Annotated in this window: 14 protein-coding genes and 1 pseudogene; 14 read left to right on the top strand and 1 reads right to left on the bottom strand. The window is 21.0% G+C overall.

Going from position 1 to position 18,305, the window contains the following annotated elements:
* The 14 genes and pseudogenes from EPJ72_RS13120 to EPJ72_RS12620 form a co-directional block, all read left to right on the top strand.
* A pseudogene (locus EPJ72_RS13120) lies at window positions 1–185 on the top strand (transposase); the annotation flags it as partial.
* 84 nt (window positions 186–269) lie between these two features.
* Window positions 270–671, top strand: coding sequence for an integrase core domain-containing protein (locus tag EPJ72_RS13820; RefSeq protein ID WP_199749297.1), 402 nt, complete (start codon window positions 270–272; stop codon window positions 669–671).
* A gap of 426 nt (window positions 672–1,097) precedes the next feature.
* Window positions 1,098–1,838: a ParA family protein gene (locus EPJ72_RS12675; RefSeq protein ID WP_147732473.1), complete on the top strand. Its 741-nt coding sequence runs from the start codon at window positions 1,098–1,100 to the stop codon at window positions 1,836–1,838.
* Window positions 1,839–1,842: 4 nt separating this feature from the next.
* On the top strand, window positions 1,843–2,076 hold the full coding sequence (locus EPJ72_RS12670; protein ID WP_147732472.1) for a hypothetical protein: 234 nt from the start codon (window positions 1,843–1,845) through the stop codon (window positions 2,074–2,076).
* Window positions 2,073–3,284, top strand: coding sequence for a glycosyltransferase family 2 protein (locus EPJ72_RS12665; RefSeq protein WP_147732471.1), 1,212 nt, complete (start codon window positions 2,073–2,075; stop codon window positions 3,282–3,284). Before EPJ72_RS12670 ends, EPJ72_RS12665 begins: the two co-directional genes overlap by 4 nt.
* 16 nt (window positions 3,285–3,300) lie before the next feature.
* Window positions 3,301–4,326: a glycosyltransferase family 2 protein gene (locus EPJ72_RS12660; RefSeq protein WP_147732470.1), complete on the top strand. Its 1,026-nt coding sequence runs from the start codon at window positions 3,301–3,303 to the stop codon at window positions 4,324–4,326.
* Window positions 4,327–4,339: 13 nt separating this feature from the next.
* The gene (locus EPJ72_RS12655; protein WP_147732469.1) at window positions 4,340–5,551 is read left to right on the top strand and encodes a CDP-glycerol glycerophosphotransferase family protein; all 1,212 of its coding nucleotides are present in this window, start codon (window positions 4,340–4,342) and stop codon (window positions 5,549–5,551) included.
* A 43-nt stretch (window positions 5,552–5,594) separates the two neighbouring features.
* Complete coding sequence (gene ispD, locus EPJ72_RS12650; RefSeq protein WP_147732468.1) at window positions 5,595–6,956, top strand: 2-C-methyl-D-erythritol 4-phosphate cytidylyltransferase; 1,362 nt, start codon at window positions 5,595–5,597, stop codon at window positions 6,954–6,956.
* Complete coding sequence (locus EPJ72_RS12645; protein ID WP_242005020.1) at window positions 6,946–9,219, top strand: glycosyltransferase family 2 protein; 2,274 nt, start codon at window positions 6,946–6,948, stop codon at window positions 9,217–9,219. The genes ispD and EPJ72_RS12645 overlap by 11 nt, the downstream gene beginning before the upstream one ends.
* Before the next feature lie 56 nt (window positions 9,220–9,275).
* Window positions 9,276–10,457: a polysaccharide pyruvyl transferase family protein gene (locus tag EPJ72_RS12640; protein WP_147732466.1), complete on the top strand. Its 1,182-nt coding sequence runs from the start codon at window positions 9,276–9,278 to the stop codon at window positions 10,455–10,457.
* Window position 10,458: 1 nt separating this feature from the next.
* Window positions 10,459–12,366 carry a radical SAM protein gene (locus EPJ72_RS12635; RefSeq protein WP_147732465.1) on the top strand — a complete coding sequence of 636 codons (1,908 nt, stop codon included), beginning with the start codon at window positions 10,459–10,461 and terminating at the stop codon, window positions 12,364–12,366.
* Window positions 12,367–12,466: 100 nt separating this feature from the next.
* Window positions 12,467–14,254: a radical SAM protein gene (locus EPJ72_RS12630; RefSeq protein WP_147732464.1), complete on the top strand. Its 1,788-nt coding sequence runs from the start codon at window positions 12,467–12,469 to the stop codon at window positions 14,252–14,254.
* Between the two features lie 52 nt (window positions 14,255–14,306).
* The gene (locus EPJ72_RS12625) at window positions 14,307–15,476 is read left to right on the top strand and encodes a glycosyltransferase family 2 protein (protein WP_147732463.1); all 1,170 of its coding nucleotides are present in this window, start codon (window positions 14,307–14,309) and stop codon (window positions 15,474–15,476) included.
* Window positions 15,477–15,495: 19 nt separating this feature from the next.
* Complete coding sequence (locus tag EPJ72_RS12620; protein WP_147732462.1) at window positions 15,496–16,755, top strand: radical SAM protein; 1,260 nt, start codon at window positions 15,496–15,498, stop codon at window positions 16,753–16,755.
* Window positions 16,756–16,783: 28 nt separating this feature from the next.
* Here EPJ72_RS12620 and EPJ72_RS12615 read toward each other — a convergent pair whose 3' ends face one another.
* Window positions 16,784–18,271 carry a glycosyltransferase 61 family protein gene (locus tag EPJ72_RS12615; RefSeq protein WP_147732461.1) on the bottom strand — a complete coding sequence of 496 codons (1,488 nt, stop codon included), beginning with the start codon at window positions 18,269–18,271 and terminating at the stop codon, window positions 16,784–16,786.
* Window positions 18,272–18,305 lie beyond the last annotated feature (34 nt).

Below are 18,305 nucleotides of genomic sequence, written 5' to 3'. Positions count from 1 at the left end.
CTAAAATAAATATTTTTGATGAATACTGCTTAAAAAATAAATTAGAGAGGAGATATATTCCTATAGCAACACCAAGATACAATGGCGTAGTAGAAAGAGTACACGGCATAGACGAAAGAGAATTTTATTCACGATTAAATAAAAATATCACAGTAGAATTATTGAGAGAAAAATTAAAAGATTGATTTCTTCGTTATTGTATATTACAATCAAAGAAAGAATCAAAAATATTATAGCAAGTAAAAGTACAATATCTATGGCTCCATGACATCTTAAAAACTTCACCTTTTAAGATACAAGCTATACAAACTGCGACCGAAGGAAGTGCCTGTGGCAACAATGGTATAGAATATACTTATCGCTGTATTAATACTCCTAAAATAAATATTTTTGATGAATATTGTCTTAAAAATAAATTAGAGAGAAGATATATTCCAGTAGCAACACCAAGATACAATGACGTAGTAGAAAGAGTACACGGCATAGACGAAAGAGAATTTTATTCACGATTAAATAAAAATATCACAGTAGAATTATTGAGAGAAAAATTAAAAGAATATACACATTTTTATAACAATCAAAGATTGATTTCTTCGCTAGGTTATATTACAATCAAAGAAAGAATCAAAAATATTATAGCAAGTAAAAGTACAATATCTATGGCTCCATGACAAAATAATATATTATTATATATAATATTATATCAATATAGTATAATATTATAATAATATAGTATTATAGTATTATAGTATTATAGTATTATAGTATTATAGTATTATAGTATTATAGTATTATAGTATTATAGTATTATAGTATTATAGTATTATAGTATTATAGTATTATAGTATTATAGTATTATATTATTATATATAAATAGTATAACTAAAATTTAATTTTTATCTTAATATAGAATTATTATAATTAGTAGTTTATTTTGAAACGTAAAAATGAATTAGTAGTCTATTTTGAAACATTCTCTTATTTATTTTAAATAAATTTAATTAATAAAATTTAAAAAAATTCTTGATAAAATTGCTATAATATAATATATTACAACAATAAAGTATTACTATATATTACAATTTTAAAAGGCAAATATGTTAAAATCCATAGCTTTTCACATACTAAAAGGCGGAGTCGGAAAAACAACTCTCTCAGGAAACATAGCTTATAAAATAAGTGAAACTAAAAAAACAATACTAATAGATTGTGATATTCAAGCAAATTCAAGTAATTGGTTTTTAAAAGAAAAAACAGATTATGAACTTGCAGATTCTTTACAAGGAGAACCTTTAACAAACACAATAAAAAAAATCAAGGATAACTTTTATATAATACCAACCAAATCCAAAGACAGCAAATTAAAAAATTATGCTGAAACAAAACTATTCCAAGAACCATTTATTTTTGAAGATTTAAATGCAGAATTACAAAAACTAGGATTTGAATATGCTATATACGATTTAAGTCCATCGATAAGTCAATTAGAAAGATGCATATTATTATCTGTAAACGAAGTTATAACACCGATAACACCTGAATATTTTAGTTTTGATGGAATAGAATTATTTTATAATGAATTACAAAAAATAAATAAATCTTACAGAAAAAATATAAAACATAATAAAATAATATTAAATCTAATAAATAAATCATTTGAAACTCATAAACAATATTTAACAATATTAGAAAAATTAAAAAAATATAATATTTACAAAATAGGTCAAGACAGAAAAATAGCAGATAGTCAAAAATATAATCAAACCATATTTGAATATTATAATAAAAGTAATACAATAGAAGAATTAGAAAAAATAGCAAAAGATTTAATAGGATAATATAATGCCAATAAATAAAAATAATAGTTTATTAGAACAAATAAATAATTCAAATATCTTTAAAGATAGTAATAAAGAAATAAAAGACAAAAAATTAGAAAGTACAATCGTTATAAAAATAAATGAAGAACACAAAAATATATTAGATAATTATTTCAAAAATGAAAAAGGTTTAGCTTTATCAAGCGGTATAAGACAGATAATATTTGAATATATGAAAGAAAATAATTTAATATGAAGAAATATTCAGTAAAGGAACCATTTATATCTATTATAATACCTGTTTATAATACAGAAAAATATTTAAGAAAATGTTTGGACAGTGCAGTCAATCAAACATTTAAAGATATAGAAATAATAGTAGTAGATGACTTTTCACTGGGTAATTGCAGAGAAATAGCTGAGAGTTATAAGGATAGCAGAATAATTTATATAAGACATGAATTAAATAGAGGAGCTTTATTAAGCAGAAAAACGGGCAGCATAGAAGCAAGAGGAAAATATATAACATATTTAGATTCAGATGATGAATTAGATATAAATATGTGTCAGGAAATATTTAATAGATATAATAATAAATATATTGATATCATACATTTTAATACCAAATCTATAATAGATAAAAGAGAAAATTTAACTAAAGAAGATAAAAAAAACATTAAAAAAGTAGAATGGTATATGTCTTCAAATAGAAATTTAGTTAATGATAAATATTTGTTTGAAGACACAATAGAAGAAAAAATTCCCCATAATATGTGCGGAAAATTATATAGTAATGAATTAATAAAAAAAACATTAAAATATATTCCTGAAATAAAACTTAATATGGCAGAAGATATGCTGCAATTTTTAATAACATCATATTTTGCTGATAATTATTCTAGTATAAAAAACAAATTTTATTTATATAAAATAAATACAGGTAATAGTAATAATAACAGTATTTTATTAACATGTGAAAAATATAAAAAAATGTGTATAGATACTATAAATGCTTTGAATGAATTTCGTATCTTTTTAGAAAATATGAATATAATTAATTTATACTCATTTTATTATTGCAAATTATATAATAATCAATATAATTTTTTAAGAAATAAGATAATAGATAATGAAAATAAGAATGATTATTTATCAATTTTAAATAAATATTTTGACATTAATATAATAAATAATTTTTTAAAATTAAAAAAATATAAAGAATTATCTCTAGAAAAAGAAAAAAAAATAATATCTAAATTATTACCTTATTTTTTTTCAATAATAATTTATGAATATTATATAAATGTCAGAATATTTGGTATAAAAATTAATATAAAGAATACAAAATGCATCAAAGAACCTATAGTTATTAGTTTAAATAATTTCCTTAGAAATATATTTTCTATAAATACAGATAATGAAAGATATATAAAAATTTTATTTATAAAAATTAAATTAAAATAATTATTTAGGAATAATTATGATTTTATTGTCAATAATAATACCAGTATATAATACAGAAACATATCTTGAATTTTGTATAGATAGTATCATTAATCAAAATATAAATAATTATGAAATTATTGTAGTTAATGATGCTTCAAATGGAAATTGCGATGAAATTGTAGAAAAATATATAAAAAAGTATAATCATATAAAATTAATAAAACATAAATATAATAGAGGATTATATCAAGCTAGATTAACAGGTATATTAAATTCCAATGGTAAATATATTATGCATGTAGATAGTGATGATTATCTCTGTAACAATATTATTAAATATATTTTAAATAAAATACCACTTGATTATGATTTATTATTTTTTGATTGTATTATTACAGATGGAAAAAAAATATTAGATTTTGATAATTGGTATTCTATTCCTTTATATGAAATGAATAATAATAGTTATATTATGAATTATTTTTTTGATGGTTATAATCATACAATGTGGGGGAAAGTATATAAAAAAGAGGTGTTAGACAAATGTATTTCTGATTTTCCTAATATTGAAAACATTACACAATATGAAGATTTGATGCAAAACCTTATTATTTCTAGATTTATTAATAATACTTATTCCATACATAAAATAGGTTATTGTTATAGAATGAATGAAAATGGGAGTAGTAAAAAACAACTGGTGGAAGAAGAAGAAAAAGAAAAATTTTTAAGAAATACAGATAATATTATAAAAATAATAGTAGAATTTGTATTAAAGTATTCATTAGATTTATATTATATTCATACATTATGCTTATTAAAAAATATTATTAATAATAGCTATAGAATTTGTAAAATACATAATATAGATTTATATGATTATATAAATTTAAATATTCCTATACAATTTAAAGATGCTTTGATTATAAATTTGATAAAGAAAAAAAATATTTTGAAAATAAAAAAGAAAGTAAAAAAAAATAAATTATTTTCTTTAGTTATAGGTACTAGAATTATACAAATAATTTTATTTGGTATTGTTATAACTATAAAAAGATAATGGTAATTTTAATATGATGAAGAGATTTTTTAACATATACAAAGATAATAATTATATAAAAATAAATTTATTATTTTTTAAATTGACTATTAAAAATAATAAATACATAATAAAAAAGTTAGAAAATGAAATTAATAATTATAAAGAAAGAAACTATTCTATTTTAAAAGAGATAAAAGAGTTTGTATCTAAATATAATTTACATACAAATAAAATTATATTTTTTGATACAGATATTGAAATTTCAAAATATATTATAAATTATTTTCCAAATAGTAAAATTATAAAAGGCGACTTTCATTTTAATATTCTTAATAATAATATTAATGATATTATAGATATATTAACTGCTAAAATTATAGTAACTTCATCAGAAAGCAGCATTTTTAATTATTTATTTGAAGACCAAATATTAATAAATATATGGCATGCTTCAGGAGCTTTTAAAAGGTTTGGTAAACATAGTAAGAGTTATAATAATACAAAAGTAAATAAAAATCATTATGTAATAACTTCTTCTGAAAAAATAATTCCTTTTTATGCTGAAGCATTTGAATTACCTAAAGATAATATTATTCCTTTGGGTCAAATTAGAACAGACATATTTTTTAATAAGATATATTTAGAAGAATTAAAGAAGAATTTTTTTAATAAATATCCAAATTTAAGAAACAAGAAAATATATTTATATGTACCTACATTTAGAGAAAAAAATAATAATATAATTTCTTTTTTCAATTTTGATTTATTTAAATTGTCAAGGTTAATGAATAAAGATGAAGTTTTTTTATATAAATTACATCCAGCTGTAATCAATATTATTGATAGTAATAATACCAATACTATTACTAATTTAAAAGAAATTAATAATAATATACTAGATATGTCTAACGAAGATATAATGAGTTTATTGGTTGTAAGTGATGTAATATTAACAGATTATTCTTCAGCATTTATGGAAGGCTTATTATTGAATAAGCCTTGTGTATTTACTTCCAATGATATAGATGAATATGAAAGGGGATTTTATATAAATTATAGGAAGGATTTGCCAGGCGAAATAGTAGAAAGCAATAAAGCTAAAACTTTATTAACTTCTTTAAGAAAAGCGAGTATTAATCATAAAAATTATGAAAAATTTAAAGAGTATCATTTGGGCTCTTGTGATGGACATAGTATAGAAAGAGTAGTAAATTTCATAAAGACTTTTATTGACAATAACTGATTTTATTTTTATAATACATTTTTATAAAGGAATTATAGTAAATATGATAAGAAATATAGCTATTATATTAGCAGGCGGAATCGGATCCAGAACAGGTTTAAAAAAACCAAAACAATTTTTGAAAATATCAGGTAAAACTATATTAGAACATACAATAGATATTTTTGAAAAGCATAATAAAATAGATGAAATAGCTATTGTAGCACAAGAAGAAAACCATTATTATATTAATGAATTATTAAAAAAATCATTATATAAGAAATTAAAAAAAATACTATGTGCTGGTAATGAGAGGTATCAATCAACTTTATCAGCTTTAGAATCATATAGTGATGAAAAAGATAGTTATGTAATAATTCATGATGCTGTAAGACCTTTATTGTCAGAATCTATAATAGATGAATGTATAGAAGCTTTAAAGAAATATGATGCTGTTGATGTTGCAATTCCTTCATCAGATACAATTATAGAAGTTAATGATAATATAATAGATAATATACCATTGAGATCTAGAATGTATATGGGACAAACTCCTCAATGTTTTAAGATTAATGTTTTAAAAAAGGCTTATGATCTAGCGTTAAAAGATAAAAACTTTCAGGTAACAGATGATTGCAAGGTTATAGTTAATTATTTACCAAGTACAAAAGTTTATGTGGTTAAAGGTGATACATCTAATATAAAACTTACGCATATAGAAGATTTATATTTATTAGAGAAGCTTTTTCAAATAAAAAAAATAGATATAAAAAATGAAAATTTAGACTTTCTGAAAAATAAAAATATTATAGTTTTTGGCGGAAATTCTGGCATAGGAAAATCTATAGTAGAAATAGCATCTAAATATAATGTTAATATAGAGTCATATAGCAGATCAAATAATTGCGATATAAGGAATATTGATGATGTTAAAAATGCTTTATATTCTTTTTGTAATAAATATAAATCTATAGATGCTGTAATAGTATGTTCCTCTATTTTAAAGAAAGAAAGTTTATACTCTTCAACTTATGATGATTTATTTGAACAAATAGATATTAATTATAAAGGCAGTATTATATGTGCTAAAGAATCTTTCAATTATTTAAAAGAAAGCAGAGGACATTTAATATTCTTTACTTCCAGCTCTTATACATTAGGAAGAATGGATTATAGTGCATATTCTTCAAGTAAAGCAGCTATTGTTAATTTTACTCAGGCATTATCAGAAGAGTGGTTTGATTTTGATATAAAAGTAAATTGTGTATGTCCTCATAGAACTAGTACGCCTATGAGATTAAAAAATTTTGGTATTGAAGACAAAAATACTTTACTCTCCCCTGATATAGTAGCATTAAAAACTTTGTCAATAATTAAACATAATATTTACGGAAATGTTGTAGAGGTAAAAATTGATGATAATTAAAAAGATAATGTCTTTTATTTATAAAAGAGAAGATGTTGATATATATTCGAAAACAACTATTTTTGGTTTAAAAATTGTTACTAAGCCTTATAGACTTAAAGCTAATTTATTGCAAAAGAGATTAGATAATTTATGTAATAAAAACAAAGAAATAGAAAAAGAAACTAAAGATGGATTTTATAATTTATATTTAAAAAATAAAGATAAAGTTGATTATAATAAATTAATAGGAAATATACCTTATGTTTCTATAATAGTTCCTGTATATAATACCGGAAAAGAACTTTTAATTAGATGTTTAGATAGTTTAATAAATCAAACATTGAAAAATATAGAAATAATTATAGTTAATGATTGTTCTCCATTAGAGGAAGATGATATAGTATGTAAAGATTATGCAAATAAAGATAAGAGAATAAAGTATATATATAATAAAGAAAATATGGGTTCTGGAGGAGCTAGATTAGAGGGATTAAAATATGTTACAGGATATTCTACAGCATTTGTTGATAGTGATGATTATCTAAAATTAGAAGCTTATGATATAGCACTATTTTCTATGTTTTTTTATGATGTTGATATAGTTTCATTTGGATTTTATAAGATTCAATCTAAGATAAATGAAGTTTATTTAGGCAATTTTAGTGTATATAATAATGTTTTAAAATATTTTATTAATGATTATGTTCATGTTTTTTTATGGAATAAGTTGTATAAAAGTTCTTTAATATTAAATTCAGATAAAAAGCTAATGCCTGATAATTTAATAGGAGAAGATAGAGTATTTAATTTTTATGTATTTAGTAAAGCAGAAAGTTTAAGCCTTATTCCAATTTCATTGTATTATTATGATAGAAATACAAAAAACTCTCAAACGTTAATTACTGAAAAAAAATATATTACTGAAACTTTATATGCTTATGATATTATTATAAAAGAAAATTATCATATAGTTTCAGATATTTATGTACATTATTCTAAAGCTATTTATGTTGCTTTTTATAGAATATTTTATGAATATAAAAATATTGATAATAATAAATATTATAAACTTAAAGATTATTTAAAAAGCATTATTATATCACAGTTGTATTTATATCCTGAGATATTAGATATAACATTAATGTATGATTATTTGATATATAATTATTTTTCAAACGATTTCCATATGTTTTTTAATGATGTATATAATACAGTTAATAAAGTAAAAATTAATAATTTTGTTAACTCAAAAAAGGATAAAAATTATGTTTTAGTTACAGAATTGAATGATGTTCATGGTGAGGTTATTCCTGGTATAGTAAAATATTTTTTAGATTTATCATATAAAGTAGATATTCTAGTTACTTTTAAACAATTAGCTTCTGGTGTTCTTAATGCATTTAAGAATAATGAAAATGTAAAAATATTTTGTTATGATAGGGAAAATTTGATAAATATTATAAAGAATGAAAATCTAAGTGAATATAAATGTATATTTATAACTTCTTATTATTTATATTATGTATCTTCTAATTGGCCTTCTGTTAAAGATTATATAAAAAATATAGATAAAAAAAATAAAAATATGATTATTATGGAACATCATTTAGATTTAGTTAATGAAAAGTACATAAGAAATAATCAAATAGCTGTTATGCATAATTTACAGCCTAATAAATTTCCAATATATATAAATCCGCATTATTTTGGAGATGTAAAAATAACATCTAAGAGCGATAATATTATAAAATTCATAATAGTTGGCTGGATTGAATCTCACAGGAAGAATTTTGATTTACTATTTAATGGATTTAATAAATTATTGCAAAATGGATTTACTAATTTTAAATTAATAATTGTAGGTAAAGGTAATATTACTTCTGATATTGGATTATTATATAAATATATTGATGTAAAAGGAAGGTTAAACTATCCTGATATGTATAAAGAAATAGAGGAAGCTGATTTTTTTCTTCCGTTATTAGATAATGAAAACCCAGATCATGATAGATATTTAAAATATGGTGTATCAGGTTCATTTCAATTGATTTATGGTTTTAGAAAGCCTTGTATATTAAATAGGAAATTTGCTGAAACTTACGGTATTAATAATGATAATAGCATCTTATATGATAATAATGAAGATTTTATAGAATCATTAAAAAAAGCAATTAATATGAATAATGATGAATATTTTAAATTACAAAATAATTTAAAAATTTATGCAGATAACTTGTATAATAAGTCATTAGAAAATTTAAAATACATATTAAAAAAATAAGTAAATATGTTTATGAAAAATAAATTAAATATAGATTAGTATTTAATAGGATTTTTATGAATAAAGAAGTAATAGATAATATATGTTGGTGGATTCCTTTTAAAAAACTTAGAATAAGTATAAGAGATGTATTAGAAAAAATATTCATTATAGATAAAAAAACTGATGATATACTTGAAAAATTATATTATCAGGAATTAAGAATTGATAGATCTAATAATATAATTTCTGATATGATTTTATTTAAAGATAAAAAAAAGGTATTTTATTTACAAACACCAGAACATGGAAATATAGGAGATCATGCAATTGTATATGCTTCTCAAAAAATTATTAATAGAATTTATACTGATGCGGTTCTATTAGAATATACATACAATGATTTCTATTATATATTTGACTATATAAAAAAATTTATTACAGATAAAGATATAATATTTTTGCCAGGAGGCGGAAATATGGGAAATCTTTATATTAATGAAGAAGATATGAGAAGAAATATTGTTAAATCATTTTTAAAAAATAAAATATTTGTATTTCCTGTTTCTATTTATTATTCTAATGATGATGAAGGTAATAAACAGTTATCTTTATCCAAAGAAATTTATAATAAAAATGATAATTTATATATAATGACCCGTGATGAAAATAGTTATAATTTTGCTAAAGAACATTTTACAAATAATAAAATTTATTTAATTCCTGATGCTGCTTTATATTTATACGATTACTTTAATGATTTTATTGAATCTTTAGATTATTCAATAAGAAACGGATGCATTTTTATATTAAGAAATGATAAAGAGAAAATATTAGACAATAATATTATAAATAAATTAAAAAATTATTTGGATTCAAATGATGTAAATATATGTAATTTTGATACTTTTAGAGATATAAATATTACAAAAAATGAAAGGGAAAAATATATATTGGAATATTTAAATATAATATCATTATATAATTTATGTATCACTGACAGATTTCATGGAATGATATTTTCTTATATTACAAAAACTCCTTGTATTGTTTTTGATTCTTTTGATACTAAAATAAAATATGGATATAAAATTATAGAACAAGTAGAATATATACATTACATAGATAAAACAAATATGAATGAAACATATATTTATAGTATAGTTGATAAATATATAAAAAAATATTATAATAATAAAAACGTAATTAATTTGGATTTGATGAACAAATTTTCTGATATTATATTAAAAAAGGAATAGAATGACTGAAAAGATAATACATTTTTCTATAGATGACTGTATAGAAATGTTTAGAGATATAACAATTAACGATTATAGCTCTTTATTCGAGAGTAAATATTTTTCTTTTTTCAAGCAGCTTAATGAAAAATATAAAGCTTGTATAAGTTTATATATTTTTATTGAATACAATAATTTTAATATATGTAAAACCACAGATAAATTTAAAAATGAGTTTATAGAAAATTCCCATTGGTTAAAAATAGGCTTTCATGGTTATAATGAAAACAGCAACCATGTTCATAATCCAAAGAAAGCAATAAAAGATTATAGCATTTTTTTGAAAGAAGTTTATAGGTTTGCAGGTACTTATGATATTATAGATCATATTCCAAGACTTCATTATTATTCAGGTGATTTAGAAAACCTTTTAAATCTTAAAAAAATAAAGCATGGTATAATTGGAGCATTATCTGCAGATGATGATAGATTAAATTATTATTTAAATAAAAATGAAAATATATTTTTAAATAATCAATTTATATATAAAGATATAGTAAATGATTTACTATTTGTTAAAACTACAATTAGAGTAGAAAATATTAAAGATTTAAGTTCTGTAATTAGCAGTATTAATTTAAATGAAAATATTATTTTATTTACACATGAAAGATTTTTAGATGATAAAAATATCAGAAGCAATATTATCAAAATATACGAATATGCTTTAGAAAATAATTATTCAGCTAATTTTATAGAGAGAAATAATATACTAAATGATTTTAAGATAGAAAAAATAAAAAAATTTATAGACTGCTATATACCTGTAACAGCCTGTAATTTAAGATGTGAATATTGTTATATAACACAAACAAATAGATGGTCAGATACTTTACCTGATTTTAAATACTCTCCTCAATATGTTAGAAAGGCACTTTCAAAAGAGCGTTTAGGAGGTACATGTTTATTAAATATGTGCGCTGGAGGAGAGACATTACTTCACCCATATATTATAGAACTATTAAGGGAACTACTTGAAGAGGGACATTATATATGGATTATTACAAATGGTACTTTGAATAAAAGGTTTAATGAAATATTAAAATTTCCTAAAGAACTATTATATCGTTTAGCTTTTAAATTTTCATTTCATTATTTGCAATTGAAACAATTAAATAATTTGGATCTATTTGTAGATAATGTTATAAATGTTAAAAAAGCAGGATGTTCTTTTAGTGTTGAAATTACGCCGCATGATGAACTAATAAAATATATAGATGAAATAAAAGAATTTTCCATAAAAAAATTCGGAGCTTTACCGCATATTACAGTAGCTAGAAAAGATAATGATAAAGATAAAGAAATATTAACTAATTTTTCAAAAAAACAATACAATGAAATATGGTCTATTTTCAATTCTAAAATGTTTAGTTTTAAATTAAGTACATTTCAAGTAAAAAGAAAAGAATTTTGTTATGCAGGAAAATGGACTTATTCATTAAATATGGGAAATGGATTATTAAAACAATGTTATTCTTCTTTTTTTAATGTTAATATATTTGACGATATAAATACACCAATTAAAGAAGAATCTATAGGAAAAAAATGTTTAGAACCTCATTGTTATAATTCACATGCTTTTTTAACATTTGGAACTATCCCTAAACTGAGAACACCATTTTATTATGAAATGAGAAATAGAGTTGCTGAAGATGGTAGTGAGTGGCTTAATCCATATATGAAAGAATTTTGTTCTCATAAATTAAAAGAAAATAATACAAAAAATATATTTATCCTAAGGGAAGAGAAGGGAAGAGAAGAGAAGAGAAGAGAAGAGAAGAGAAGAGAAGAGAAGAGAAGAGAAGAGAAGAGAAGAGAAGAGAAGAGAAGAGAAGAGAAGAGAAGAGAAGAGAAGAGAAGTAATATATAATATATACTATTATATAATAATAAATAATATTTTCAAGAAGTATTTACTACTAAAAAATTAGTAATAAATACTTCTTTTTATTTTAAATTAAAGGTTTTATATGTATAATAAAATAATACATTTTTCTATAGATGACTGTATAGAAATGTTTAGAGATATAACAATTAACGATTATAATTCTTTATTCGAAAGTAAATATTTTTCCTTTTTCAAAAAACTTAATGAAAAATATCAAGCTTGTATAAGTTTATATATTTTTATTGAATATAATAATTTTAATATATGTAAAACAACAGATAAATTTAAAAATGAGTTTATAGAAAATTCTCATTGGTTAAAAATAGGCTTTCATGGTTATAATGAAAATAGTAGACATATTAATAATCCCAAAAAAGCAATAAAAGATTATAATATTTTTTTGAAAGAAGTTTATAGGTTTGCAGGTACTTATGATATTATAGATCATATTCCAAGGCTTCATTATTATTCAGGTGATTTAGAAAATCTTTTGAATCTTAAAAAAATAAAGAATGGTATAATTGGAGCATTATCTGCAGATGATGATAGATTAAATTATTATTTAAATAAAAATGAAAATATATTTTTGAATAATCAATTTATATATAAAGATATAGTAAATGATTTACTATTTGTTAAAACTACAATCAGAGCAGAGAATATTAAAGATTTAAGCTTTTTAATTAGTAGTATTAATTTAGATGAAAATATTATTTTATTTACACATGAAAGATTTTTAGATGATGAGAATATAAGAAGCAATATTATTAAAATATATGAATATGCTTTAGAAAATAATTATTCATCTAATTTCATAGAAAAAACTAATATTTTATCAGATATAAAATTTGAAAAAATTAATAAATATATAGAATGCTATATTCCTGTAACAACCTGTAATTTAAGATGTGAATATTGTTATATAACCCAAACCAATAGATGGTCGGATGCTTTACCTGATTTTAAATACTCCCCTCAATATGTTAGAAAGGCACTTTCAAAAGAACGTTTGGGAGGTACATGTTTATTAAATATGTGTGCAGGCGGAGAGACATTACTTCATCCCTATATTATAGAACTATTAAAGGAACTACTTGAAGAAGGTCATTATATTTTTATAGTTACTAATGGTACTATTAATAAAAGATTTGATGAAATATTAAATAATATTGATAAAAAATTATTATACAGACTAATATTTAAATTTTCTTTTCATTATAAAGAACTTATTAGAATCAATAAAATAAATGATTATTTTATAAATGTAAAAAAAATGAGAGATGCAGGTTGTTCTTTTACTGTAGAACTCACTCCTTATGATGATATTATAAATGATATTAAAGAAATAAAAAAAATTGTAAAAGATAATGTAGGTAGTATATGCCATGTTACTATAGCAAGATCAGATGATAAATCTGAAATACCAATATTAACTAACTTATCTAAAGAAGAATATAAAAAAATATGGGAAGTTTTTGATTCGAATCTATTTAATTTTAAAATAAAAATATTTGGAAAAAAAATAAAAGAATACTGTTATGCCGGAAAATGGTCATTATATGTTAATATAGGTGATGGTGAGGCTAAACAATGTTACGAATCTAATTTTTATCAGAATATATTTCAAGATATTAGTAAGCCTATTATTTGGAATCCTGTAGGAAAAAAATGTTTATTACCACATTGTTTTAATGCTCATGCTTTTATTACATTGGGAGATGTACCAAAAATAAATGCTCCATATTATGCAGATGTTAGAAATAGAATATGTAATGATGGAAGCGAATGGCTTAATCCTTATATAAAAGAAATATTTAGTCATAAATTAGAAGAAACTAATATAAAAAATATATTTTCTTTTCTTAATTAAAAGTATGTTTTTTAGCACTTGTTTTTTATAAACACTTTGTTATACTTAGTATATGAATAAAAAAATTACTGTTATAATACCAGTATACAATGTAGAACAATATTTATCTACATGCTTAGAAAGTGTGATTAATCAAACACTTAAAGATATAGAAATTATTTGTGTTAATGATTGCTCTCCTGATAATAGCTCCTTGATTTTAAATGAATATAAATCAAAAGATGACAGAATTACAATCATTAATCATGAAAATAATTTAGGATTAGGTGAATCGCGTAATTCTGGTATAAAATTAGCTAATGGTGAATATATTGCATTTATAGATTCTGATGATTATATAGAATCTGACTTTCTTGAACAATTATATAATACAGCTAAAAAATATGATGCTGATATTGTTTCAACATTAAATATATTAGCTGTTTATGACAATAGAATAGAAAGATATAATTATAATAAAATAGATGAATGGAAAAAAGATAATAATTTAATTGAAGGGAAGTCTTCAGTTTCAATAGAAAATATAAGATATGAAACAAATGAATTTACTAATGTTATGTCTTGGAATAAGATTTGGAAAAGAGATTTTATTACTAGGAATAATTTATATTTTCAGCTTAAAGACAGGGGAGAAGATATCGATGTATTTTATAGAACATTACTTCATGATCCTGTAATAGCTTTTAATCATAATGCAATTTACTATTATAGACAGCATAATTCTTCTATAATAAGTTCTAGAGGTAAAGATTTTAAATTTATTATTCAAACTATAAAATGTATTAATAATAATATTTTATATTATCAGAAATATGATATATCAAAATTACCTTATTTGCTAAAAGAAATAATATATAATATAATTTATGAAATTGAAAATTATGATAATAAACAGGAAGCTTTTAGATATGTTCATGATTATTTTTTGACTTTAGATTTAAAAAGAGAAAATTTTGTTTATTTAAATGAATATATTTTATTTTATACAATAAGAAATTTTGATGATTATAATTTTTTTTATTTATTAAAGATACAAAATGATAATTATGATAGAGAGTTAAATTTATTAAGATTACAAAATAGTTATATTAATGTTGAAATAGAAAATTTGAAAGATGAAATAACTAGATTAAATAATTTACATAATGAATTAATTAACAAATTATGCAGTCTTATACCAATAAAAAAATTACAGGAAAAAATTAAAACAAAGTTATTGTAAATATATAAATGGAGAATATATGATAGAATTTGATGAAAAAGATATAATATATCATGGGGATTATAGAGATGATTTATTATCTATAAACTTAGCTATTACTTCTTATTGTAATTATCAATGTTCATATTGCTGTGCAGAAATGCCACCTGTTAATAATAATGCAGCTTTCATAGATTATGAAACAATAATAAATGTTATAGATCGATTTTTTTTATTTAATAAAAATGAATATTTCATAATATTAACCGGAGGAGAACCAACTATACATCCGCAATTTTTAGATATATTAAATTATCTTAATAATACATATATAGATAAAGAAATATATTTATCTATCATTACAAATGGAGCCAGGAGTGTAGAATATTATAAAAATGTTTTTGAAAATACCAATAACTTAAAATTTTTATTAAGGATGTCAATACATTTGGAATATGCCAAAATAGAACATATAAAAGACATAATAATATTAGCTAATCAATTAAATAAAAATATTTTGATAAACCTTATGCTTCATCCGATCTTAAAGGAAGAAAGAGAAAATGTATATAACGAATTATTAAAATTGAGAAAAAATTATAAATTTGACATTTCTTTTGATGAATTACAAGAAGGAGATAATTTTGATAAATTAGATAGAAGGTACACAATAGATGATTTTAATTGGATAGATAAAATAAATAAAGAATTTAACTCGTTATATCCTAATAATAGCAGCATGTATATTTCTACACCATCATATATAGTAAATATAAATAATGAAAATGTATCTATACCTAAAATAGAATTTAATAAAGCAATGAGGGAAAACAAAAGAAGCTTTAAAGATATGTACTGTTGTTATGGTATAAATACTTTTGATATATGGGGATTTGGGGATACTACAGGCGGAGCATGCCCTATGTTCAAAAGATATAATATATATGATGATTTTTTTAATTGGTATAATATAATAGGCTATACAAAATGTGAATTAGAACAATGCCGATGCCCATTTAATGATACTTTACCCAAATTTAGAAATGAAAATGAAGCTAAAAAATTTGTAGAAGAATATAAAAATAAAATGAATTCTTTATTTATATCTGATATGTATCAACAATTAAATAATTATCAATATAAACTTGAAAATAGAATTGCAACATTAGAAAATAAAATAAATGATAATCAAATGGAAATACTAAGTTCTAAATTTAATAAACTTATAGATATTTTAGCTTGGTTTATACCAATAAAAAAATGGCGTAATAATTTTAGAAATAAAATTCATAATATGTAAGTTTATATTATAAATAAAAATATATTTGTTAAGATATATTGTTAGATTTATTATTTATATATTCATTATACATATTAATGAAATAATTATCTGAATCATCATTTGCAGCATAAGAATTTAAGTCAAATTTTCTAATAAATTTATTTTTTAAATAATTGGTTGGTATTATATTTAATATTGCTTTTAAAATATGGTATTTATTTAAATTAATTTTTACAATTTTTTTTCCAAATATTATTACTTCAAAGTATGGTTTAATATTCATAGAACCTATTTCAGTAGTTATACCAATATAAAAAAATGTTTTAGTAGGTAATGTTGATTGCTTTTTTATTCTATTTAAATATATCTCAATAATATCATCTGCTATATCTTCATTATTTAATTCTTGAATACTAATATTTTTTATAATACCTATTTTATATGTTTTAGCCCATACAAATAAATAATCTAATACTTGATAAAGTTCATAATAAAAATCTTCTTCTTTATATTTAAAATTAAAATCTTTAAAAAATTGAAAAGTAGCTTCATTACCTCCTATTAAAAATGGTCCGCTTCCTCCAGCTGTTGGCAAAAAAGTATTACTTCCTGATAATATTATGAGATTAGCTTTTATAAAATAACTAAGAACATATACGCCATATTGATAATCGCTTCGTGTTATAGTTATTATATTTGTATGATCTTCAGCAAATATTTGATGTACACCATTACTTGCAGATAATCCTGCAAAATATTTACATCCTTTTACTATAGATATTTTTTCATAAACAGACAATTCTTCAGGATAAAATATTTTATAACCATTATTTTTAAATGTACTTTCCAAAGTATTTTCATACATTGTTCTTTTATAAAATAATTTATTTCTAGAAAAGTATACTTTATCAAAATTTGATGGCTTAACATTTTCTTTAATTCTATTGATAACTTCTTTATATTTGATATTAAAAATCAAATCAAGCTCTATAGAATTTTCAGGAATAATAACTTTTCTAAATTTAGTAGGTTCTTTTATCGTTATAATATTTTCTTGTTTTAACCCAAATAATAATAATAAATCCATACAATCTTTTGATGGAGCATGTATCCAAGCTACTTTTAATTGATCTAAGTCTTTATCTAATAAGTACCATAGCCTAGATAAAGATTCATAAATAGTATGTCCATAATCTCTTTGATCAAAACCAATACCTAAAAATACTATTTCTTCATCAATATATTTAACTTTATTTAAATCTGTATTTGGATTTGCACCACAATAATTACTAGGAGAATGTTTACCATCCATATATATATAATTTCTTAAAGAATATTTGTGAATTTCACCTTTTTCATTAACTACACCTCCAAAAGGATTAGTATTCCATAATCCTTCAATTGGTATTATTATACCGTTTTCTAAACAATCAGCTTCAAGTTTTTTAGTTTTTACATATTGTTCAGTTTTTTTAATCTTATCTTCAATTTTTTGTAAATGTTTATCTGGTGCATAAATTTTATAATTCATCATATTAGATATACCTTTTAATATATTAAAATACTAT

The organism is Brachyspira pilosicoli (assembly GCF_008016535.1).
Lineage (GTDB): Bacteria > Spirochaetota > Brachyspiria > Brachyspirales > Brachyspiraceae > Brachyspira > Brachyspira pilosicoli_A.
The sequence above is the reverse complement of the archived record's forward strand: the minus strand, read 5'-3'. Positions and strand labels throughout refer to the sequence as shown.

Coding starts and splice junctions, on each gene's coding strand:
- EPJ72_RS12675 (WP_147732473.1), top strand. CDS start 1,098: ATGTTAAAATCCATAGCTTTTCACATACTAAAAGGCGGAGTCGGAAAA.
- EPJ72_RS12670 (WP_147732472.1), top strand. CDS start 1,843: ATGCCAATAAATAAAAATAATAGTTTATTAGAACAAATAAATAATTCA.
- EPJ72_RS12665 (WP_147732471.1), top strand. CDS start 2,073: ATGAAGAAATATTCAGTAAAGGAACCATTTATATCTATTATAATACCT.
- EPJ72_RS12660 (WP_147732470.1), top strand. CDS start 3,301: ATGATTTTATTGTCAATAATAATACCAGTATATAATACAGAAACATAT.
- EPJ72_RS12655 (WP_147732469.1), top strand. CDS start 4,340: ATGATGAAGAGATTTTTTAACATATACAAAGATAATAATTATATAAAA.
- ispD (WP_147732468.1), top strand. CDS start 5,595: ATGATAAGAAATATAGCTATTATATTAGCAGGCGGAATCGGATCCAGA.
- EPJ72_RS12645 (WP_242005020.1), top strand. CDS start 6,946: ATGATAATTAAAAAGATAATGTCTTTTATTTATAAAAGAGAAGATGTT.
- EPJ72_RS12640 (WP_147732466.1), top strand. CDS start 9,276: ATGAATAAAGAAGTAATAGATAATATATGTTGGTGGATTCCTTTTAAA.
- EPJ72_RS12635 (WP_147732465.1), top strand. CDS start 10,459: ATGACTGAAAAGATAATACATTTTTCTATAGATGACTGTATAGAAATG.
- EPJ72_RS12630 (WP_147732464.1), top strand. CDS start 12,467: ATGTATAATAAAATAATACATTTTTCTATAGATGACTGTATAGAAATG.
- EPJ72_RS12625 (WP_147732463.1), top strand. CDS start 14,307: ATGAATAAAAAAATTACTGTTATAATACCAGTATACAATGTAGAACAA.
- EPJ72_RS12620 (WP_147732462.1), top strand. CDS start 15,496: ATGATAGAATTTGATGAAAAAGATATAATATATCATGGGGATTATAGA.
- EPJ72_RS12615 (WP_147732461.1), bottom strand. CDS start 18,271: ATGATGAATTATAAAATTTATGCACCAGATAAACATTTACAAAAAATT.